This window comes from Micromonospora sp. DT43 (assembly GCF_049841645.1).
Taxonomy (GTDB): Bacteria; Actinomycetota; Actinomycetes; order Mycobacteriales; family Micromonosporaceae; genus Micromonospora.
On record NZ_JBNCKR010000002.1, the window covers coordinates 1 to 16903 of the forward strand.

General features: G+C 71.8%; 21 protein-coding genes. 6 read left to right on the plus strand and 15 right to left on the minus strand.

Going from position 1 to position 16903, the window contains the following annotated elements; translation table 11 throughout:
• Nucleotides 1-561: 561 nt before the first annotated feature.
• The gene (gene tyrS, locus ACLQ26_RS04075) at nt 562-1854 is read right to left on the minus strand and encodes a tyrosine--tRNA ligase (protein ID WP_425743764.1); all 1293 of its coding nucleotides are present in this window, start codon (nt 1852-1854) and stop codon (nt 562-564) included.
• A 107-nt stretch (nt 1855-1961) separates the two neighbouring features.
• On the opposite strand from tyrS, the gene ACLQ26_RS04080 reads away from it, so the two are divergent.
• A complete protein-coding gene (locus tag ACLQ26_RS04080) occupies nt 1962-2345 on the plus strand; it encodes a PaaI family thioesterase (protein WP_425743765.1) in 384 nt (127 codons plus the stop codon).
• A 19-nt stretch (nt 2346-2364) separates the two neighbouring features.
• Here ACLQ26_RS04080 and ACLQ26_RS04085 read toward each other — a convergent pair whose 3' ends face one another.
• The 3 genes from ACLQ26_RS04085 to ACLQ26_RS04095 form a co-directional block, all read right to left on the minus strand.
• The gene (locus tag ACLQ26_RS04085; RefSeq protein ID WP_425743147.1) at nt 2365-3708 is read right to left on the minus strand and encodes a hemolysin family protein; all 1344 of its coding nucleotides are present in this window, start codon (nt 3706-3708) and stop codon (nt 2365-2367) included.
• A 126-nt stretch (nt 3709-3834) separates the two neighbouring features.
• Nucleotides 3835-4476 carry a hypothetical protein gene (locus ACLQ26_RS04090; RefSeq protein WP_425743148.1) on the minus strand — a complete coding sequence of 214 codons (642 nt, stop codon included), beginning with the start codon at nt 4474-4476 and terminating at the stop codon, nt 3835-3837.
• A gap of 9 nt (nt 4477-4485) precedes the next feature.
• A complete protein-coding gene (locus ACLQ26_RS04095; protein ID WP_425743149.1) occupies nt 4486-4986 on the minus strand; it encodes a GNAT family N-acetyltransferase in 501 nt (166 codons plus the stop codon).
• Between the two features lie 110 nt (nt 4987-5096).
• Between ACLQ26_RS04095 and ACLQ26_RS04100 the strand changes: the two genes are divergently transcribed.
• Nucleotides 5097-5978 (plus strand): universal stress protein, encoded by an 882-nt coding sequence (locus ACLQ26_RS04100; protein ID WP_425743150.1) that lies wholly within the window; start codon nt 5097-5099, stop codon nt 5976-5978.
• Here the strand turns inward: ACLQ26_RS04100 and ACLQ26_RS04105 are convergent.
• From ACLQ26_RS04105 to ACLQ26_RS04120, 4 genes are all read right to left on the minus strand, one after another.
• Nucleotides 5908-6606, minus strand: a complete 699-nt coding sequence (locus ACLQ26_RS04105; protein WP_425743151.1) for an FMN reductase — start codon at nt 6604-6606, stop codon at nt 5908-5910. The genes ACLQ26_RS04100 and ACLQ26_RS04105 overlap by 71 nt on opposite strands.
• Nucleotides 6603-7745, minus strand: a complete 1143-nt coding sequence (locus ACLQ26_RS04110) for an LLM class flavin-dependent oxidoreductase (RefSeq protein ID WP_425743152.1) — start codon at nt 7743-7745, stop codon at nt 6603-6605. The genes ACLQ26_RS04105 and ACLQ26_RS04110 overlap by 4 nt, the downstream gene beginning before the upstream one ends.
• Nucleotides 7746-7868: 123 nt before the next feature.
• Nucleotides 7869-8168, minus strand: a complete 300-nt coding sequence (locus ACLQ26_RS04115; RefSeq protein WP_425743153.1) for a MoaD/ThiS family protein — start codon at nt 8166-8168, stop codon at nt 7869-7871.
• Nucleotides 8144-8305, minus strand: coding sequence for a hypothetical protein (locus tag ACLQ26_RS04120; RefSeq protein ID WP_425743154.1), 162 nt, complete (start codon nt 8303-8305; stop codon nt 8144-8146). The genes ACLQ26_RS04115 and ACLQ26_RS04120 overlap by 25 nt, the downstream gene beginning before the upstream one ends.
• Nucleotides 8306-8427: 122 nt before the next feature.
• On the opposite strand from ACLQ26_RS04120, the gene ACLQ26_RS04125 reads away from it, so the two are divergent.
• Both ACLQ26_RS04125 and ACLQ26_RS04130 read left to right on the plus strand, forming a co-directional pair.
• Complete coding sequence (locus ACLQ26_RS04125) at nt 8428-8640, plus strand: type II toxin-antitoxin system HicB family antitoxin (protein WP_425743155.1); 213 nt, start codon at nt 8428-8430, stop codon at nt 8638-8640.
• Nucleotides 8637-8861 carry a type II toxin-antitoxin system HicA family toxin gene (locus tag ACLQ26_RS04130; RefSeq protein WP_363686820.1) on the plus strand — a complete coding sequence of 75 codons (225 nt, stop codon included), beginning with the start codon at nt 8637-8639 and terminating at the stop codon, nt 8859-8861. Before ACLQ26_RS04125 ends, ACLQ26_RS04130 begins: the two co-directional genes overlap by 4 nt.
• Before the next feature lie 4 nt (nt 8862-8865).
• Here the strand turns inward: ACLQ26_RS04130 and ACLQ26_RS04135 are convergent, their stop codons facing one another.
• The gene (locus tag ACLQ26_RS04135) at nt 8866-9489 is read right to left on the minus strand and encodes a DNA-3-methyladenine glycosylase (RefSeq protein ID WP_425743156.1); all 624 of its coding nucleotides are present in this window, start codon (nt 9487-9489) and stop codon (nt 8866-8868) included.
• Nucleotides 9490-9577: 88 nt separating this feature from the next.
• On the opposite strand from ACLQ26_RS04135, the gene ACLQ26_RS04140 reads away from it, so the two are divergent.
• On the plus strand, nt 9578-10033 hold the full coding sequence (locus ACLQ26_RS04140; protein WP_393300812.1) for a DNA-binding protein: 456 nt from the start codon (nt 9578-9580) through the stop codon (nt 10031-10033).
• Between the two features lie 165 nt (nt 10034-10198).
• Nucleotides 10199-10552, plus strand: a complete 354-nt coding sequence (locus ACLQ26_RS04145; protein WP_425743157.1) for an MmcQ/YjbR family DNA-binding protein — start codon at nt 10199-10201, stop codon at nt 10550-10552.
• 42 nt (nt 10553-10594) lie between these two features.
• Here the strand turns inward: ACLQ26_RS04145 and argH are convergent, their stop codons facing one another.
• From argH to argB, 6 genes are read right to left on the minus strand one after another with little or no spacing between them, the layout of a single operon-like run.
• Nucleotides 10595-12058, minus strand: a complete 1464-nt coding sequence (gene argH / locus ACLQ26_RS04150) for an argininosuccinate lyase (protein WP_425743766.1) — start codon at nt 12056-12058, stop codon at nt 10595-10597.
• A gap of 17 nt (nt 12059-12075) precedes the next feature.
• Complete coding sequence (locus tag ACLQ26_RS04155) at nt 12076-13278, minus strand: argininosuccinate synthase (RefSeq protein WP_425743158.1); 1203 nt, start codon at nt 13276-13278, stop codon at nt 12076-12078.
• Nucleotides 13275-13790 (minus strand): arginine repressor, encoded by a 516-nt coding sequence (locus ACLQ26_RS04160; protein ID WP_425743159.1) that lies wholly within the window; start codon nt 13788-13790, stop codon nt 13275-13277. The genes ACLQ26_RS04155 and ACLQ26_RS04160 overlap by 4 nt, the downstream gene beginning before the upstream one ends.
• Nucleotides 13787-14755, minus strand: coding sequence for an ornithine carbamoyltransferase (gene argF, locus ACLQ26_RS04165; RefSeq protein ID WP_425743160.1), 969 nt, complete (start codon nt 14753-14755; stop codon nt 13787-13789). Before argF ends, ACLQ26_RS04160 begins: the two co-directional genes overlap by 4 nt.
• A complete protein-coding gene (locus ACLQ26_RS04170) occupies nt 14752-15975 on the minus strand; it encodes an acetylornithine transaminase (RefSeq protein WP_425743161.1) in 1224 nt (407 codons plus the stop codon). The genes argF and ACLQ26_RS04170 overlap by 4 nt, the downstream gene beginning before the upstream one ends.
• Nucleotides 15972-16877: an acetylglutamate kinase gene (argB, locus tag ACLQ26_RS04175; RefSeq protein WP_425743162.1), complete on the minus strand. Its 906-nt coding sequence runs from the start codon at nt 16875-16877 to the stop codon at nt 15972-15974. Before argB ends, ACLQ26_RS04170 begins: the two co-directional genes overlap by 4 nt.
• Nucleotides 16878-16903: the final 26 nt, after the last annotated feature.

A 16903-nucleotide genomic window follows, 5' to 3' on the forward strand; every position in this document is an offset into this window, starting at 1 on the left:
GGGGTATAAATCATAATTGGCACTGGCTTTACAAGCACCCTGTTGAGTTCTCAAAGAACAACCACACACCGATCAGACAACCCAACCTGTGGGCCACCATCCCGGGGCTTTTCGTTCCGCGTGCTCGGCGCTTTCAGCGCCAGGCACTTTTACTACGTTACCCGCTGGTTTCTGCCGTGTCAAACCGGTGTTTCGCGGTTCGTCGTGCTTTCTTCCGTGTTGCGGGCACCATGTCTCGACCGGCTTGCGCCGCTCTCGTCACGGTGGTGGCAGGCCGGCCGCAGCGGTTTCCCGCTTGCTCGCCCGTTTCCCTGCCGACTGACTACCTTACCCGGTCGGTTTCGCCGCACCAAATCCGCCTCGCGGCGTTTCCGTGGGCACCACCCGGTCGCGGGATCCGGTGGGCGAACCCGCCCGACCCCGAGGTCGTCGCCGCGCTCCGGCCGCTTCAGGCTTTCGCCTGTTTCGTCCGTTCCGCGCTGGCAGAGAGAAAGTTACGCGTCCGGCCCGATGATCGTCAAATCCGCCGGACGCGTCCCCCGTCACATCGTCGACAACCGACTATTCGCCCAGCTCAACGCCCGCGAACGAGCGCTTTCCCCGGCGCAGCACCAGGTAGCGACCGTGCAACAGGTCGTCCTCCGACACGGTGGCGTCCACCTCGGTCACCCGGTTGTTGTTCACGTACGCGCCACCCTCGGCGATCACGCGCCGCGCCTCCTTGAGGCCCGTCACCAGCCCGGAGTCCCGCAGCAGGCCCGCCACGTCGGGCAGCTCGCCGGGGATACGCACCAGACCGGCCTCGGCAAGCGCCGCGCGCAGGGTCTCCGGCGCCAGCTCGTCCAGTGAACCGCGTCCGAACAGCGCCTGGCTGGCGGCGACCGCCTGCCGGGTCTCCTCGGCGCCGTGCACCAGCGTGGTCAACTCCTCGGCCAGCGCCCGCTGGGCCAGCCGGGCCGCCGGTCGCTCGGCCGTCGCCTTCGCCAACTCCTCCAGCTCGTCCCGCGAGCGGAAGCTGAAGTACCGCAGGTAGCGGTCGACCTCACGGTCGTCGACGTTGAGCCAGAACTGGTAGAAGGCGTACGGGCTGGTCATCGCGGGGTCGAGCCAGACGGCGCCCCCCTCGCTCTTGCCGAACTTCGTGCCGTCTGCCTTCGTGACCAGCGGCGTGGTGAAGGCCTGCACCGGTCCCGCGCCGCGCCGCCGGACGTAGTCGACGCCGGCGGTGATGTTGCCCCACTGGTCGGAGCCACCGAACTGGAGCTGACAGCCGTACCGGCGGTGCAGTTCGAAGAAGTCGTTGCCCTGCAACAGCTGGTAGCTGAACTCGGTGAAGCTGATGCCCGTCTCCAGCCGGGCGCGCACCACCTCCCGCGCCAGCATCTTGTTGACCGGGAAGTGCTTGCCCACGTCGCGCAGGAACTCGACGATCGACATCTCACCGGTCCAGTCGAGGTTGTTGACCAGCTGCGCCGCGTTCTCCCCCGTGTACGACACGAAGGGCGCGAGCTGGTCACGGATCCGCTCGACCCAGCCGGCGATCACCTCGGGCGGGTTGAGCGTCCGCTCGGCGCTCTCCTTCGGGTCGCCGATCTGCCCGGTCGCCCCGCCCACAAGCAGCAACGGGCGGTGGCCGGCGAGTTGCAGACGGCGGGCCATGAGGACCTGCATGAGGTTGCCGACGTGCAGGCTCGGGGCGGTGGGGTCGAAGCCCACGTAATAGGTGGCGGCCTCCCCGCTGTCGAGCAGCTCGCGCAGCTCGTCGAGGCCTGTCGAGTCCTGGATCAGACCACGCCAGAGCAGGTCGTCGGTCAGGGAGTCCCGCGCGGGCGGCGGGAGGCTGCTGTCGGTCACGGTCACCGATTCTCCCCCATCGCCGACACCGACCCGTACCGGGTTTGGCGCAACCCGCCCCGGTTAGGCTGGCGACCCGCTGATCGAGGAGGGTTTCTGCCGTGGAGATGCCGGATGTGACGGGTGGTTTCGTCGCCCTGCTCGGCCTGGAGTTCACAGAGACGTCCGCCGACCGGGTGGTCATCCGCTGGCAGGTCCGACCGGAGCTGCACCAGCCCTTCGGCATCCAGCACGGCGGGGTCTACTGCTCGGTGGTGGAGACCGCGGCCAGCATCGGAGGGTCACTCTGGCTGGCCGACCGGGGAACTGTCGTCGGGGTGTCGAACCAGACCGACTTCCTCCGGGCCGTCCGGGACGGTGAGCTGACCGCGGTCGGCACGCCCGTGCACCGGGGGCGCAGCCAGCAGCTCTGGCAGGTGGAGATCACCGACGCCGATCAGCGGCTGGTAGCCCGCGGTCAGGTCCGGCTGCAGAACCTCTCCCGGGACTGAGCCGCGCGCCTGGGGCCGGTCAGCTGCGGGCCTCGTCCAACACCGGCTGGACGGCCTGGTCGGCGTCGTCACCGCTGTCGTCGGCGTCGTCCGTGGGGAGCCGGCTCAGGCGTACCTCGGTGATGGCCCGGTGGTCGATGTCGGCCACCGTCAGCACCCAGCCGTCCAGGGTGACGTCCTCCCCGGCGACGGTGGGGATGTGCCCGAGGCGGGCCAGGACCAGCCCCGCGACCGTGGTGTAGTCGCCGGCCGGGCGCGAGGGCAGCTCGACGCCGATGTCCGGAAGGTCGTGCACCGGGAACGTGCCGGGCAGCACCATCGCGCCGTCCTGCTCGCGGCGCACCGTGTAGCCGTCCCGATCGGTCTCGTCGTAGATCTCCCCGACGATCTCCTCCAGGATGTCCTCGAGCGTCACGATGCCGTCGACCGCGCCGCGCTCGTCGACGACAAGCGCGATGTGCTGGCGCTCGGCCTTGAACTGGCGCAGCGCGTCCACCACCGGCAGCGAGTCGGGCAGCAGCATCGGCGGGCGGGCGATCTCGTCGACCGGCCGGTCGTCGGGCACGCCGACCAGGTCACGCAGGTGGATCACACCGGCGGTGTCGTCCAGGCCGCCGTGGCGCACCACGGGCGCCCGGGAGTGCCCGGTGGCGGCCAGCACGAGCCGCGCGGCCTCCGCGGTGGTTCCGCTGTCGAGCGTGAAGACCTGCAACCGGGGTACGAGCACAGCCCGCAACCGCCGGTCGGCGATCTCCACGGCGCCCGCGATGATCGTGCGCTGTTCCTTGGTGAAGCCGTGGTTGCCGGCGACGATGTCGCGCAGCTCGTCCGGGCCGATCTCCTCCGGCTGGTGCTTCGGGTTGAGCCCGACGAGGCGTACGACCAGGTCGCTGGTGGCGCCGAGGGCCCAGACGGCCGGGCGGGTGAGACTGGCGAGCAGGTCGAGCGGGCGGGCCACCAGCAGCGCCCACCGCTCGGCGGACTGCATGGCGATCCGCTTGGGGGCCAGCTCGCCGAACACCAGGGTGACGAAGGTCAGCGCGAGGGTGACCACCACGATGGCCACCGTCTCGGCGGCGTTGCCGAACATCCCGAGCAGCGGAATGAGGGGCTTGGCCAGGGAGACCGCCGCGGCGGCGGAGGCCAGGAAGCCGGCGAGGGTGATGCCGATCTGGATGGTGGCGAGGAAACGGTTCGGGTCCTTGGCGAGGCGGGCCAGCACCCGTCCGGCCCGGCTGGTGCGCTCCAACCGCTGGATCTGGCTGTCCCGCAGTGACACCAGCGCCATCTCACTGCCGGCGAAGAGCGCGTTGATGACGACCAGGATCCCGACCAGGGCCAGTTGGCTCCCGTAGCTCTGCACGCCCGGTTCGCTCCCTCATGGTGGTGGCACCGGCCCGTACGCACGGCGCCCGCCGATCGGCGAGCCCGCCCGGCGTACGCGCTTCTGTGCCCCGTGCGGCCTCGGCCGAATCCTGCTCGGGCGACGCTACGCCGAATCGGTGGCAGGTGACGCGGGCAGGTCGAGGACGTACGAATCGCCCTGGGGGCGGAAGCCGAGCCGGTGGTAGTAGGGGGCGACCATACCCGGCGGGCTGACCACCTGGTGGAAGCCCCGCTCGGTGAAGAGGCGGCTGCGCCGGTAGACGAACTCGCCCGGGGTGAAGTCGCGGAACTTCGGGGTCACGTAGTCCAGGTCGATCTGAGCGACCCCGCGTGCCTCGGCGTGCGACAGCACCACCCCGACCACCTCGTCGGCGGTGACCACGAGGAAGGCCGACCGGTCGGTGGCGGTCGGGTCCCAGTGGAAGTCGGGGTTGAACCGGGCGATGTCCGGCGCGTGGATCCGCAGCGTGTGCGCCAGGAACTGGTCACCGACGCCGACCTCCACCACCTGGTAGGTCTGCTCGTCGTGGCGGGTGGCGAGCATCCCCCGCAGGTACCAGATGTTGATCACCGCGAGGACGATGTTGAGCCCCACCATGGGCCAGACCTCAAGGGCGGCGTTGTAGCCGATCAGCACGACGCAGCCGACGAGGTTGAGCGCGCGCAGCCGCAGGATGCGCGACTGCAGCAGCGACCAGACCAGCACCGCAGAGCCGGCCCAGCCGACCAGATCCAACCAATTCACCCCGCGAGACTAGTGCCCGCCCAGGTCAGGGGCATCGGCGGGCAGCTCCAACAGCCACTCCTCGACCTCGGCGCCGCGCCCGTTGGCGTACCCCGAGTCCTCACCGACCACGACGAACCCGCACTTGCGCAGCACCGCGAGGGAGGCGGCGTTGTCCTTGGCGGCGCGGGCGTGCACCGGCCGGGGCAGCTCGCGCAGCAGGGCGGACAGGGCCGCGGTGGCGTGGCCCCGCCCCCAGCGGGCCGGGTCGATCCAGTAGCTGACCTCGGTCTGGTCGTCGACCGGGAAGGCGCTGACGTAGCCGACCACCTCGCCGTCGGCCTCGATTGTGCGGACCCGGTTGGCCGGGTTGGTGAGCACCCGCGCCCAGTGCCGGGCGAACTCGCGGTGGTCGGACGGGTCCTTGGCGACGAACGCGGCCATCCGGTTGGCCTCGGCATCCTGCTGGTGCAGGAAGAACTCGACGAGGTCGTCCTCGCGGACCGGGCGCAGTCGCACATCGGAGGTCATCCGGCGAGGGTACGTCTCGCCTGTGACAGTCCGGGGCCTGCGGCCGGCGCGTTCGCCGCCGCCGCGGCCTCTCGGCGCCGACAATGAGTCGACCGACCCTGGGAGTGCCGATGAACCGACCTGTCGTGGTGGGTGTCGACGGATCGCCGTCGAGCCTCGTCGCCGCGGAGCACGCGGCCCGCGCCGCCCTGCTCCGGTCCCGGCCGCTGCTCCTGGTGCACGGTTACCTACACGCGCTCGGCTACGGCGTGCCCCTCAACCCGTACGACCTCGGGGTTCCGGGGCCCTCGGAGGAGGCGCGGAAGGTGCTGGAGCGGACGGCGACCGACCTGGCCTCCCGGTGGCCCGGCCTCGACGTGGAGGCCCGTCAGGTCGCCGGCGGGCCCGGCGCGACGATGGTCGAGGAGTCCCGACGGGCCGATCTCGTCGTGGTGGGCAGCCGCGGGTTGGGTGGGTTCGCCGGGCTGCTGCTCGGCTCGGTCGGCGCGCAGGTGGCCGCGCACGCGCACTGCCCGGTGCTTGTGGTTCGCCCGGACGAGCAGCCGATCGAGCTGGACACGCCGGTGCAGGTCGGCGTGGACGGGTCCGAGGCGTCGCGGGTGGCGGTGGCCTACGGCGCCGCCGAGGCGGCGCTGCGGGACGTCGCGCTGGTGCTCGTGCACGTCGGCCCGTTGGACGGGGACCGGCCGCTGCCGGACGAGATCGAGGAGGCGCAGGCCGCGTACCAGGCCGAGTCGGTGCGGCTGTTGGCTGAGGCGTCCGCCGTCGTCCGGGCCGAGCATCCGCAGCTGGTGGTGCGGGAGCACCCGATCCGGGCGACCGGTGCGGCCCGGGGGCTCATCGAGGCGAGCGGCACGGCGTCGCTGCTTGTCGTGGGCACCCGGGGCCGGCACGGGTTCACCGGTCTGCTGCTCGGCTCGGTCAGCCAGGCTGCGATTCAGCACGCGCACTGCCCGGTGCTTGTCGCGCACCCGTACGACCCGCCGAGGTGACCGGAGCGTCGTCGCCCCCGCCGAGCATCTGCAGGAAGTCGGTGGTGAGGGCGAACGGGTCGGCGGGGCCGCTGGCGGGCAGCCGGCGCTCGACCTGGTCGGCCAACTCGCCGGCGGCGCGACGGATGCGGCCGCGCAGGGCACCGTCGACGGTGCCGCCGGACCAGTCCTCCGGGGCGGCGAAGACCGAGGTGGGAACCACCACCGCCCGCAGGTAGCTGAACATCGGGCGGAGCGCGTGCTCCAGGGCGAGGGAGTGCCGGGCGGTGCCGCCGGTGGCCCCGATGAGCACCGGCCGGTCGACGAGCGAATCGGCCTCCAGCACGTCGAAGAACGACTTGAACAGCCCGTTGTACGACGCGTTGAAGATCGGCGTCACCGCGATGATGCCGTCCGCCCCGGTCACCGCGTCGATGGCCTCGCGCAGCGCGGCCGGCGGGAACCCGGTGAGCATGTTGTTCACCACGTCGTGGGCGTACTCACGCAGGTCGACGACCCGCAGCTCCACCTCGGCGCCGCGCCGGACCAGCTCGTCGCGGGTCGCCCCGGCGAGCTGGTCGGCGAGCAGCCGGGTGGACGAGGGCTGGCTCAGCCCCGCCGAGACCACGGCGAGCGTACGGCGTGTCATCGGGTCGCCCCCTCCGGCGCCTTGCCCGTCACGTCGTCGACGGCGTGCACGGTGCTGTCCTTGCCGCCACCCGCGGCGGCGACCATCGAGGCGTGCGTGGGCGCCTCCGGCACGTGCGCCGGACGCAGCGAGTCGAACTCCTTGCGCAGCACCGGCACGACCTCCTCGCCGAGCAGGTCGAGCTGCTCCAGCACGGTCTTGAGCGGGAGCCCGGCGTGGTCCATCAGGAACAGCTGCCGCTGGTAGTCGCCGACGTACTCGCGGAAGCCGAGCGTGCGGTCGATGACCTGCTGCGGGCTGCCCACGGTCAGCGGGGTCTCCCGGGTGAACTCCTCCAGCGACGGCCCGTGGCCGTAGACCGGGGCGTTGTCGAAGTACGGCCGGAACTCCCGGACCGCGTCCTGCGAGTTGCGCCGCATGAACACCTGGCCGCCGAGGCCGACGATGGCCTGGTCGGCGGAGCCGTGGCCGTAGTGCGCGTACCGCTGGCGGTAGAGCCCGACCATCCGCTGGGTGTGCTCCTTGGGCCAGAAGATGTGGTTGGCGAAGAAGCCGTCGCCGTAGTACGCGGCCTGCTCGGCGATCTCGGGGCTGCGGATCGAGCCGTGCCAGACGAACGGCGGCACACCGTCGAGCGGGCGCGGCGTCGAGGTGAACGACTGCAACGGGGTGCGGTACTTGCCCTTCCAGTCGACCACGTCCTCGCGCCACAGCCGGTGCAGCAGGTCGTAGTTCTCGATCGCGAGGGGAATGCCGGCGCGGATGTCCTTGCCGAACCACGGGTAGACCGGGCCGGTGTTGCCGCGACCCATCATCAGGTCGACCCGGCCGTCGGACAGGTGCTGGAGCATCGCGTAGTCCTCGGCGATCTTCACCGGGTCGTTGGTGGTGATCAGCGTGGTCGCGGTGGACAGCAGCAGCCGTTCGGTGCGGGCCGCGATGTGACCGAGCATGGTGGTCGGGGACGACGGGACGAACGGCGGGTTGTGGTGCTCGCCCGCGGCGAAGACGTCGAGTCCGACCTCTTCGGCCTTCAGTGCGATGGCGACCATCGCCTTGATCCGCTCATGCTCGGTCGGCTCCCGACCGGTGGTCGGATCGACAGTGACGTCACCGACGGTGAAGACTCCGAACTGCATGACCAGCTCCTCGCGTGTCAACCGGGTGCCGTCGTGGTACCCGGACGCAGCTCACAACTTATTTGACGAGTCAACTATTCCGCCGGCGACCTATCTGGCAGTGGCGCCGGTCACCTCCGGGAATCAGCCCTCGGCGACCGACGGCAGCACCTGCACCTGGGCGCCCTCGCCGACAGGTGTGGCCAGCCCGCCGGAGTGCCGGCAGTCCTCCCCGTCGACGTAGACGTTTACGTAGCGGCGCAGCTCGCCACGCTCGTCGCGGATCCGCCGAGCCAGCCGGGGGTGATCGGCGGCCAGCTCGTCGAGGACCGCCCCGAGCGTGCCGGCCGCGGCGACACTGAGCCGACTCGCGCCACCGGCCTCGCCGCGCAGCGGGCCGGCAGCAGCACGGTGACCACTCAGACCACCGCCGCCCGTACGCACAGCACGTCGGGCAGGTGCGCGGCCACCTGCGACCAGGAGTCGCCCTCGTCCCGGCTGGCGTAGACCTCGCCGGATCGGGTGCCGAAGTAGACGCCGCCCGGAGTGGCGTCGTCGGCGCACATCGCGTCGCGCAGCACCGCCGGATAGAACGACAGGCCCGCCGGTCACACGCCGTGTGCGCTGGCGACGACGTGCAGCGCCCCTCTCGACACCATCGGACTCGTAGGATGACGACGTTACCTTCCCAAGGAGGGCCTCGATGGTTCGGACGTTCACTGCGGCGGTGCACGAGGAAGACGACTGGTACGTCGCGCGGTGCCTGGAGCTGGAGGTGTCCAGCCAGGGCGAGACGCTCGACGAAGCTCTGACCAATCTGCGCGAGGCGGTCGAGGTCTACCTCGAAGAGGTCTCCCACCCCACAATCGAAGCCACCCCCCTGGTGACGTCCTTCCAGGTGGGAAGGGCGGCATGAGCCCAGCCCTGGCGGATCTTCCGCTGCGCAAGGTGCTCGCGGGGCTCAGAAAGGCCGGTTTCGATCAAGTACGGATCAAGGGAAGCCACGCGGTCTACCGGAACTCTGCCGGAAACGTGGTGGTGGTCCCTCAACACGCCACCATCAAGCGCGGCACGTTGGCCTCGATCCTCCGCCAGGCGGGGTTGACGCCAGCGGAATTTCAACACTTGATCGATTAGCCGGTCACCCTTCGGACTTCCGCGGTGCTCGGCGACGGGGGACGTGCCGGCGGTAGGCGCTGACTGTGGGATCGCCGGTGATCCAGAAACGCCACGGGACGTCGTGTGCGGCGGCCACCCCGACGCGCGGCCCCGCGGAGATGGCCGACCTCGCGACCGGACGCGTCGGCGGCGTCAACAGCAGCGGACCGTTCCCGTCGATCAGGGACGTGCCGTTGGCCGTCGCGCCGGTACCGAGCGCGACTACCAGTCGGGCGGGTCCGCGAGCGAGGTCACGGTCGGGCACGTCTCCCCTGCGCTTGCGGGCGATGTCCGCGCCCTCGACGACCTCGCCCGCGCGCAGCAGGACGGCTGCCGCCTCCCCCTCGTCGCCGCACACGATGTTGAGACACCAGTGCACACCGAACACGAAATACGTGTAGGCGTGCCCGGCCGGCCCGTACATGACTGTGGTGCGCGGGGTGGGGCCCCGGTGCGCGTGCGACGCCGGATCCTCCCCGGTGCCCGCGTACGCCTCGACCTCGGTCAGCCTGACCCGGACGCCGCCGGCAGTGATCTCCCAGCCGAGGAGCGTCTGCGCCGTCTCGGGCACCTGGGCGGCGGGGGCGCGCAAGAACGAATAGTCCACTGCTTCAGGAAACGTCGGACACGGGCGATCGGCAACTCCGCTTGAACAATCTGTTGACAACTTTGCGTTGATGGGGTGTGCTCGGGACATGACGACCGAGGAGCTGTTCACCGCCCCCGACCCGGCCCGCGCTCGCGCCCACCGCACCCACGAGGCGCTGCAACGGATCAGCGAGCGGCACGCCGGCTCCGACGCCCGGCGGGGTCGCTGGGCCCACCCGTACGTGCTGGATCCGTGGGAGGCGGTGGCCCTGGTCACCGCCCTCGCCGCCGGTGGTGCCGAGCGGGAGCCCGCCGAGGAGCCGGTCGACGCCGCCGACCTCACCGCCGCGTTGACCCTGCTGCCGCACGTCCGCGCCGAGTTGGACGCCCTGGAGGCGGGGTTGCTGACGCTTGCCCGCGACCGGGGGCTGACCTGGCAGTCCATCGCGTACGGGCTGGGGTTGGGCAGCGCACAGGCCGCGCGGCAGCGCTACGAGCGGGTCGCCGCCCGCTCGGCCGAGCCAGCGCCCGACCCACACGATCGTGCGGGAACAGGGAAGTAGCGGCAGCACCGCCGGCCAAGGCCACTGGATCCAGGATCGAGCACGACCGTGCGAGCCGGGCTGGCCCGCCACGACCCGGCAGGCGACCCCGGCGGGGCGGATCGGCCGGGCACCGGCGGATCGACGGTCGGACGGGCAGACTGTGCCCACGACGAGGAGGCACCCATGGAGCGCGCGGAGATGCTGGCGTACTGCCTGGCCAAGCCGGGAGCCTGGCTGGACCGGCCGTGGGAGGGCGACGAGGTGGTGAAGGTGGGCAGCCGGATCTTCGCGTTCCTCGGCGACGGCGACGGAAAGCCCACGGTCGGCATCAAGTGCGGCCAGACCCGGGAGATCGCCGACGAGTGGCTGCGCCGCCACCCCGACGACGCGCGGGTGATGGCCTACATCGGCCGTTCCGGGTGGAACACGCTGCGCCTGGACGGCGGGATCGACGGCGACGAGCTGACCGAGGCGGTCGACGCGTCGTACGACATGGTCGTGGCGAAGCTCCCCAAGCGGGAGCGCCCGACGGTCTGAACCACAGTGGCGCCAGCGGCTCGCGCCGACGCCACGGTGACCTCAGCGGGGTACGACCCGCTCGGTGGCCCAGTCCCGCCAACCGGCCAGCCGGTCCGCCGCGGCGGCGAGCTGGTCGGCGACCGGGCCGGGGCCCGTCGAGCCGGGGGTGGTCCGGGCCGCGAGGGCCGAACGCACCGACAGCACGTCACGCACCGACGGGTCGAGGTGCTCGCTGACCGCGGAAAGGTCGGCGTCGGAGACGTCCTCCAGCTCACACTCCCGGACCGCACAGAGCGCCACCAGCCGGCCGGTGATCTCGTGCGCGTCGCGGAACGGCACGTTGCGCCGGACCAGCCAGTCGGCGACCTCGGTGGCCAGCGAGAACCCGACCGGGGCGGCGGCCACGAGGCGGTCCACCCGGACCGTCATCGTGGAGATCATCCCCGCCAGGGCCGGCAGCAGCAGCTCCAGGGTGTCGACCGCGTCGAACGCGGGCTCCTTGTCCTCCTGCATGTCCCGGTCGTACGTCATCGGCAGGCCCTTGAGCATGGTCAGCACCGTCATCAGGCCGCCGACCAGCCGGCCGGACTTGCCCCGGGCCAGCTCGGCGATGTCCGCGTTCTTCTTCTGCGGCATGATCGACGACCCGGTCGCGAAGGCGTCGTCCAACTCCACCCAACCGAACTCGTGCGAGGTCCAGAGCACCACCTCCTCGCCGAGACGGGACAGGTGCACCCCGATCAGCGCTGTGGTGAAGAGGAACTCGGCCACGAAGTCCCGGTCGGCGACCGCGTCCATCGAGTTGGCGAACGACGTCCGGAAGCCCAGCTCCTTGGCCACGGCCACCGGATCCAGCGGAAGCCCGGAACCGGCGAGCGCGCCCGCGCCGAGCGGGCTGATCGCCGCCCGGTGGTCCCAGTCGCGCAGCCGCTCCAGGTCGCGCAGCAGCGGCTGCACGTGGGCGAGCAGCCAGTGCCCGAAGGTGACCGGCTGGGCGTGCTGGAGGTGGGTCATGCCGGGCGCGGCGGTGTCGACGTGCCGCTCGGCCTGCTCGACCAACGCCTCGGCCAGCTCGACGAGTCGGCTGGCCACACCCCGCGCGTGGTCCCGCAGGTAGAGCCGCAGGTCGGTGGCGACCTGGTCGTTGCGGGACCGGCCGGCGCGCAGCTTGCCGCCGAGGCTGCCCAGGCGCTCCAGGAGACCCCGCTCCAGCGCCGTGTGCACGTCCTCGTCGTCGACCGTGGGCCGGAACGCCCCCGAGGCGCAGGCCGCCTCCAGGTCGTCCAGGGCGGCCAGGATCCGGCCCAGCTCCTCCGGGTCGAGCAGGCCGGCGCCGGCGAGGACCCGGGCGTGCGCCCGGGAACCAGCGATGTCGTACGGGGCCAGCCGCCAGTCGAACTGCACGCTCACCGACAGTCGGGCGAGCGCCTCGGCGGGGCCGCCGGCGAACCGGCCACCCCACAGGCTCGTCCGGTTGGTGCCAGCGCTGTTCTCGGTGAGGCTCTTGTCGTCCACCCCGCCCATTGTGGTCCCCATGGTCGTCAGCCTCCCAGCCGGGCGTCCCGCGCGGCGGCGAGCCCGCTCGGCAGACCCCACAGCCGTACGAAACCCTTCGCGAGGGTCTGGTCGAAGGTGTCCCCGGTGTCGTAGGTCGCCAGCCCGAAGTCGTAGAGGCTCTCCTCGGAGCGCCGGCCGGTGACTGTCGCCCGGCCCCCGTGCAGGGTCAACCGCACCTCGCCGCTCACGTGCCGCTGCGCGTCGTCGACGAACGCGTCAAGCGAGTCCTTCAGCGGCGAGAACCACAGGCCGTCGTAGACCAGCTCGCCCCAGCGCTGGTCGACGCTCCTCTTGAACCGGGCCAGGTCCCGCTCGACTGTCACCGCCTCCAGCTCCTGGTGGGCGGTGATCAGCGCGATCGCGCCGGGCGCCTCGTACACCTCGCGGCTCTTGATGCCGACCAGGCGGTCCTCGACCATGTCGAGCCGGCCGACGCCCTGGGCGCCGGCACGCCTGTTGAGCTCCAGGATCGCCTGGTACGGGGTGACGGTCTCGCCGTCGATCGCGACAGGTACGCCGCCGTCGAAGGTGATCACCACCTCGTCCGGGTCGCGGGACTCCGCCGGGTCGTCGGTGTACGAGTAGAGGTCCTCGATCGGCGCGTTCCAGATGTCCTCCAGGAAGCCCGTCTCCACGGCGCGACCCCACAGGTTCTGGTCGATCGAGTACGGGGACTTCGCCGACACGTCGATCGGCAGCCCCTTCTCCTCGGCGAACGCGATCGCCTTGTCCCGGGTCCAGGCGAAGTCCCGGGCCGGGGCGATGATCTTCAGGTCGGGCGCGAGCGCGTTCAGGCCCACCTCGAACCGGACCTGGTCGTTGCCCTTGCCGGTGCAGCCGTGCGACACGATCGTCCCGCCGTGCGTGCGGGCGGCCGCCACCAGGTGCTTGACGATCAGCGGCCGGGACAGCGCCGACACCAGCGGGTAGCGGTCCATGTAGAGGGCGTTCGCCCGAATGGCCGGCACGCAGTAGTCGGCGGCGAACTCGTCGCGCGCGTCGACGACCTCGGCCTCGGCCGCGCCGCAGTCCAGCGCGCGCTGCCGGATGGCGTCGAGGTCCTCCCCGCCCTGCCCGACGTCGACCGCCACCGCGATCACCTCGGCGCCGGTCTGCTCGGCCAGGTAGGGGATCGCCACGGAGGTGTCCAACCCCCCGGAGTAGGCGAGGACGACCCGCTCGGTCATGACGTCGTGTTCCCTTCGACGGTGTCGTCCCGGCGGGCCCAGCCGGCGAGCTTGTCACCGAGTGCGGCCCCGCCGACGGCCTCACGGGCCACGACGAGGATGGTGTCGTCGCCGGCGATGGTGCCGACGATCTCCGGCAGGCCCGCCCGGTCCAACGCGCTGGCCAGGTACTGGGCCGCGCCCGGTGGGGTACGCAGCACGGCGATGTTGCCGCTGGAGTCCACCCCGTTGAGCAGTTCACGCAGCAGCCGCACCAGTCGGGCCGGCGCGGCCTCGGCGTCGCGCAACGGCCGCTTGCCGTCCTCCGGGATCAGGTAGACGGCCGGACCGTCGCCGCCGCGCACCTTGACCGCGCCCAGCTCCTCCAGGTCACGCGACAGGGTGGCCTGGGTGACGACGACGCCGTCGGCGGCGAGCAGGTCGGCGAGTTCGGTCTGCGACCGGACCTGCCGGTCCCGGATCAGCTCCACGATCCGGGCGTGCCGGGCGGCGCGGGTCAGCGGAGAGGTCATCGCGTCGACCCCGTCGCGGTGTCGCCGGTCGAGGCGCCCCCCGGCGCGGCTCCCAGCAGGAACGTCAGCAGCGCCTTCTGGGCGTGCAGCCGGTTCTCCGCCTGGTCGAAGATCGCGCTCTGCGGGCCGTCGAGCACCTCGTCGGTGATCTCCTCGCCCCGGTGGGCGGGCAGGCAGTGCAGCACGATCGCATCCGGTGCGGCGAGACCGAGCAGCTCCTTGTTGACCTGGTACGGCAGGAACGGGGTGACCCGGTCCAGGCCGTCGGCCTCCTGCCCCATCGACGTCCAGGTGTCGGTGGCCAGCACGTCGGCGTCGCGGGCCGCCTGGGCCGGGTCGGTCAGCACCCGTACCGACCCGCCCGTACCGGCGGCGATCTCGGCGGCCCGCTGCACCACCGCAGCGTCCGGCGCGAACCCGGCCGGGCCGGCGATCCGTACGTGCATGCCGGCCGTCGCCCCGGCCAGCAGGTACGACTGGGCCATGTTGTTGGCGCCGTCGCCCACGTAGGTGAGGGTGCGGCCGGCCGTTCCGCCGCAGCGCTCCCGGATGGTGAGCAGGTCGGCCAGCAGCTGGCAGGGGTGGAACCCGTCGGTGAGCGCGTTGATCACCGGGACGCTCGCGCCGCTGGCCACCTCGGCGATCCGGTCGTCGCCGTGGGTGCGCAGGACGACGGCCGCGACGTAGCGGGACAGCACCCGGCCGGCGTCCGCGAGCGTCTCGCCCCGGCCGAAGTGGGTGACCTGGGTGTCCACGACCAGGGGATGCCCGCCCAGCTCGGCGATGCCGGCGTCGAACGAGATCCGGGTGCGCAGGCTCTGCTTGTCGAAGAGCACCGCCACCGAGCGGGGGCCGGCCAGCGGCTGGTGACCGAACCGGTCGGCCTTCATCCGCGCCGCCAGGTCGAGCACGCTTGACTGCTCGGCGGGCGAGAGGTCGTCGTCGCGCAGAAAGTGCCGGATCATGCGGTCGTTCCCGTCGTGGTGGTGGTCGGCGTCGTGTCGGTCCCGGCGGCGGCCGGGGCTGCCGCGTCCAGGGCCGCCGGAAGCGCGGCGAGGAAGGCGTCGACCTGGGCGGCGGTGAGGATCAGCGGCGGGACGAGCCGGACCACACCCGGCTGCACCGCGTTGACCAGGAAGCCGGCGTCCCGCAGCGCCTCGGCGAGAACCGGCGCCACAGGCGCGGTGAGCGTCACGCCGAGCAGCAGCCCGGCCCCGCGTACGCCGTCGACAAGCGGATGGCCCAGCGCCTCGACGCCCCGGCGCAGCCGTTCGCCGACGCGCTTGACGTGGTCGAGCAGCCCCTCGTTGGCGATGGTGGCCACCACGGCGAGCGCTGCGGCGCAGCTCACCGGGTTGCCGCCGAAGGTGGTGCCGTGCGAGCCGGGGGTCAGCAGATCGGCGGCCCGGCCGAAGGCCAGCGTCGCGCCGAGCGGCAGGCCGCCACCCAACCCCTTGGCCAGGGTCACCACATCGGGCTCCACGCCCTCGGCCTGGTGGGCGAACCAGTGCCCGGTGCGGCCGATACCGGTCTGCACCTCGTCGAGCACCAGCAGCGCCCCGTGCCGGGCGGTGATCCGCCGCGCCGCCGCCAGGTAGCCCGTCGGCGGGACCACCACGCCGTTCTCGCCCTGGATGGGCTCCAGGATCACCATGGCGGTGGCGTCGGTGACCGCCGCCTCGAGGGCGGCGACGTCGCCGAAGTCGACGTGGGTCACCTCGCCGGGCAGCGGCCGGAACGGGTCGGCCTTGGCCGGCTGGCCGGTGAGGGCGAGAGCGCCCATGGTGCGGCCGTGAAACGCGCCGTTGGTGGCCACCACGTGCGTGCGACCGGTGCGCCGGGACAGCTTGAACGCCGCCTCGTTCGCCTCCGCGCCGGAGTTGGCGAAGAAGACCCGACCGGGCCGGCCGGCGAGGGCCAGCAGCAGCTCCGCGAGGGCGACCGGCGGCTCGGCGACGTACAGGTTGGAGACGTGCCCGAGCGTCGCGACCTGCTTCGACACCGCCGCCACCACCGCCGGGTGGGCGTGGCCGAGGGCGTTCACCGCGATCCCGCCGACCAGGTCGAGATATTCGCGGCCCGCGTCGTCGACCACCACGGCGCCGGCGCCGGAGACCAGCGCCACCGGCGGCGTGCCGTAGTTGTCCATCATGGACTGCTTCCAGCGCTGCGCCAGCGTGCTCATGCCCCGACCATCCCGTCCTCCGCCACCACCATCGTTCCGAACCCTTCCGAGGTGAAGACCTCCAGCAGCGTCGAGTGCGCCACCCGACCGTCGACGACGTGCGCCGCGGGCACTCCCCCACGCACGGCGCGCAGGCACGCCTCCATCTTGGGCACCATCCCCGACTCGAGACTGGGCAGCAGCTTGGCCAGGTCGTCCGCGGTGATCTCGGAGATCAGGCTTGTGGTGTCCGGCCAGTCCGCGTACAGGCCGGCCACATCGGTGAGCACGACCAGCTTGCGGGCCCGCAACGCGACGGCGAGCGCGGCGGCGGCGGTGTCCGCGTTGAGGTTGTGCAGCACCCCGTCGACGTCCGGCGCGACACTCGAGATCACCGGGATCCGGCCGGCGTCGATGAGGTCGGTCACCGCCGAGGTGTCCACCGACTCGACGTCGCCGACCTGGCCGACGTCGATCGGCAACCCGTCCACGTACGCCGGGCGGCGCACCGCGGTGAACAGCCGGGCGTCTTCGCCGGAGAGCCCGACGGCGAACGGGCCGTGCGAGTTGATCAGCCCGACCAGCTCCCGGCCCACCTGCCCGACCAGCACCATCCGGACCACGTCCATCGCCTCGGCTGTCGTCACCCGCAGGCCGCCCCGGAACTCGCTGGCGATGCCGAGCCGGCCCAGCATGGCCGAGATCTGCGGACCGCCGCCGTGCACCACGACGGGCTTCAGACCGGCGTAGCGCAGGAACACCATGTCGGCCGCGAACGCCCGTTGCAGCGCCGGCTCGGTCATGGCGTTGCCGCCGTACTTGACCACCACTGTCGAGCCGGAGAAACGCGCCAGCCACGGCAGCGCCTCGATCAACGTCTCCGCCTTGACCTGCGCGCGGGTGAGATCGCCACTGAGACTCACCGTGCCGACCTTTCGTTCGCGACTGC

Excerpts from the sequence above, each read along its gene's own strand:
- ACLQ26_RS04080 (WP_425743765.1), top strand. The coding sequence starts at position 1,962 with ATGCCGGATGTGACGGGTGGTTTCGTCGCCCTGCTCGGCCTGGAGTTC.
- ACLQ26_RS04095 (WP_425743149.1), bottom strand. The coding sequence starts at position 4,986 with ATGACCTCCGATGTGCGACTGCGCCCGGTCCGCGAGGACGACCTCGTC.
- ACLQ26_RS04100 (WP_425743150.1), top strand. The coding sequence starts at position 5,097 with ATGAACCGACCTGTCGTGGTGGGTGTCGACGGATCGCCGTCGAGCCTC.
- ACLQ26_RS04105 (WP_425743151.1), bottom strand. The coding sequence starts at position 6,606 with ATGACACGCCGTACGCTCGCCGTGGTCTCGGCGGGGCTGAGCCAGCCC.
- ACLQ26_RS04110 (WP_425743152.1), bottom strand. The coding sequence starts at position 7,745 with ATGCAGTTCGGAGTCTTCACCGTCGGTGACGTCACTGTCGATCCGACC.
- ACLQ26_RS04125 (WP_425743155.1), top strand. The coding sequence starts at position 8,428 with ATGGTTCGGACGTTCACTGCGGCGGTGCACGAGGAAGACGACTGGTAC.
- ACLQ26_RS04130 (WP_363686820.1), top strand. The coding sequence starts at position 8,637 with ATGAGCCCAGCCCTGGCGGATCTTCCGCTGCGCAAGGTGCTCGCGGGG.
- ACLQ26_RS04140 (WP_393300812.1), top strand. The coding sequence starts at position 9,578 with ATGACGACCGAGGAGCTGTTCACCGCCCCCGACCCGGCCCGCGCTCGC.
- ACLQ26_RS04145 (WP_425743157.1), top strand. The coding sequence starts at position 10,199 with ATGGAGCGCGCGGAGATGCTGGCGTACTGCCTGGCCAAGCCGGGAGCC.
- argH (WP_425743766.1), bottom strand. The coding sequence starts at position 12,058 with ATGGGCGGGGTGGACGACAAGAGCCTCACCGAGAACAGCGCTGGCACC.
- ACLQ26_RS04155 (WP_425743158.1), bottom strand. The coding sequence starts at position 13,278 with ATGACCGAGCGGGTCGTCCTCGCCTACTCCGGGGGGTTGGACACCTCC.
- ACLQ26_RS04160 (WP_425743159.1), bottom strand. The coding sequence starts at position 13,790 with ATGACCTCTCCGCTGACCCGCGCCGCCCGGCACGCCCGGATCGTGGAG.
- argF (WP_425743160.1), bottom strand. The coding sequence starts at position 14,755 with ATGATCCGGCACTTTCTGCGCGACGACGACCTCTCGCCCGCCGAGCAG.
- ACLQ26_RS04170 (WP_425743161.1), bottom strand. The coding sequence starts at position 15,975 with ATGAGCACGCTGGCGCAGCGCTGGAAGCAGTCCATGATGGACAACTAC.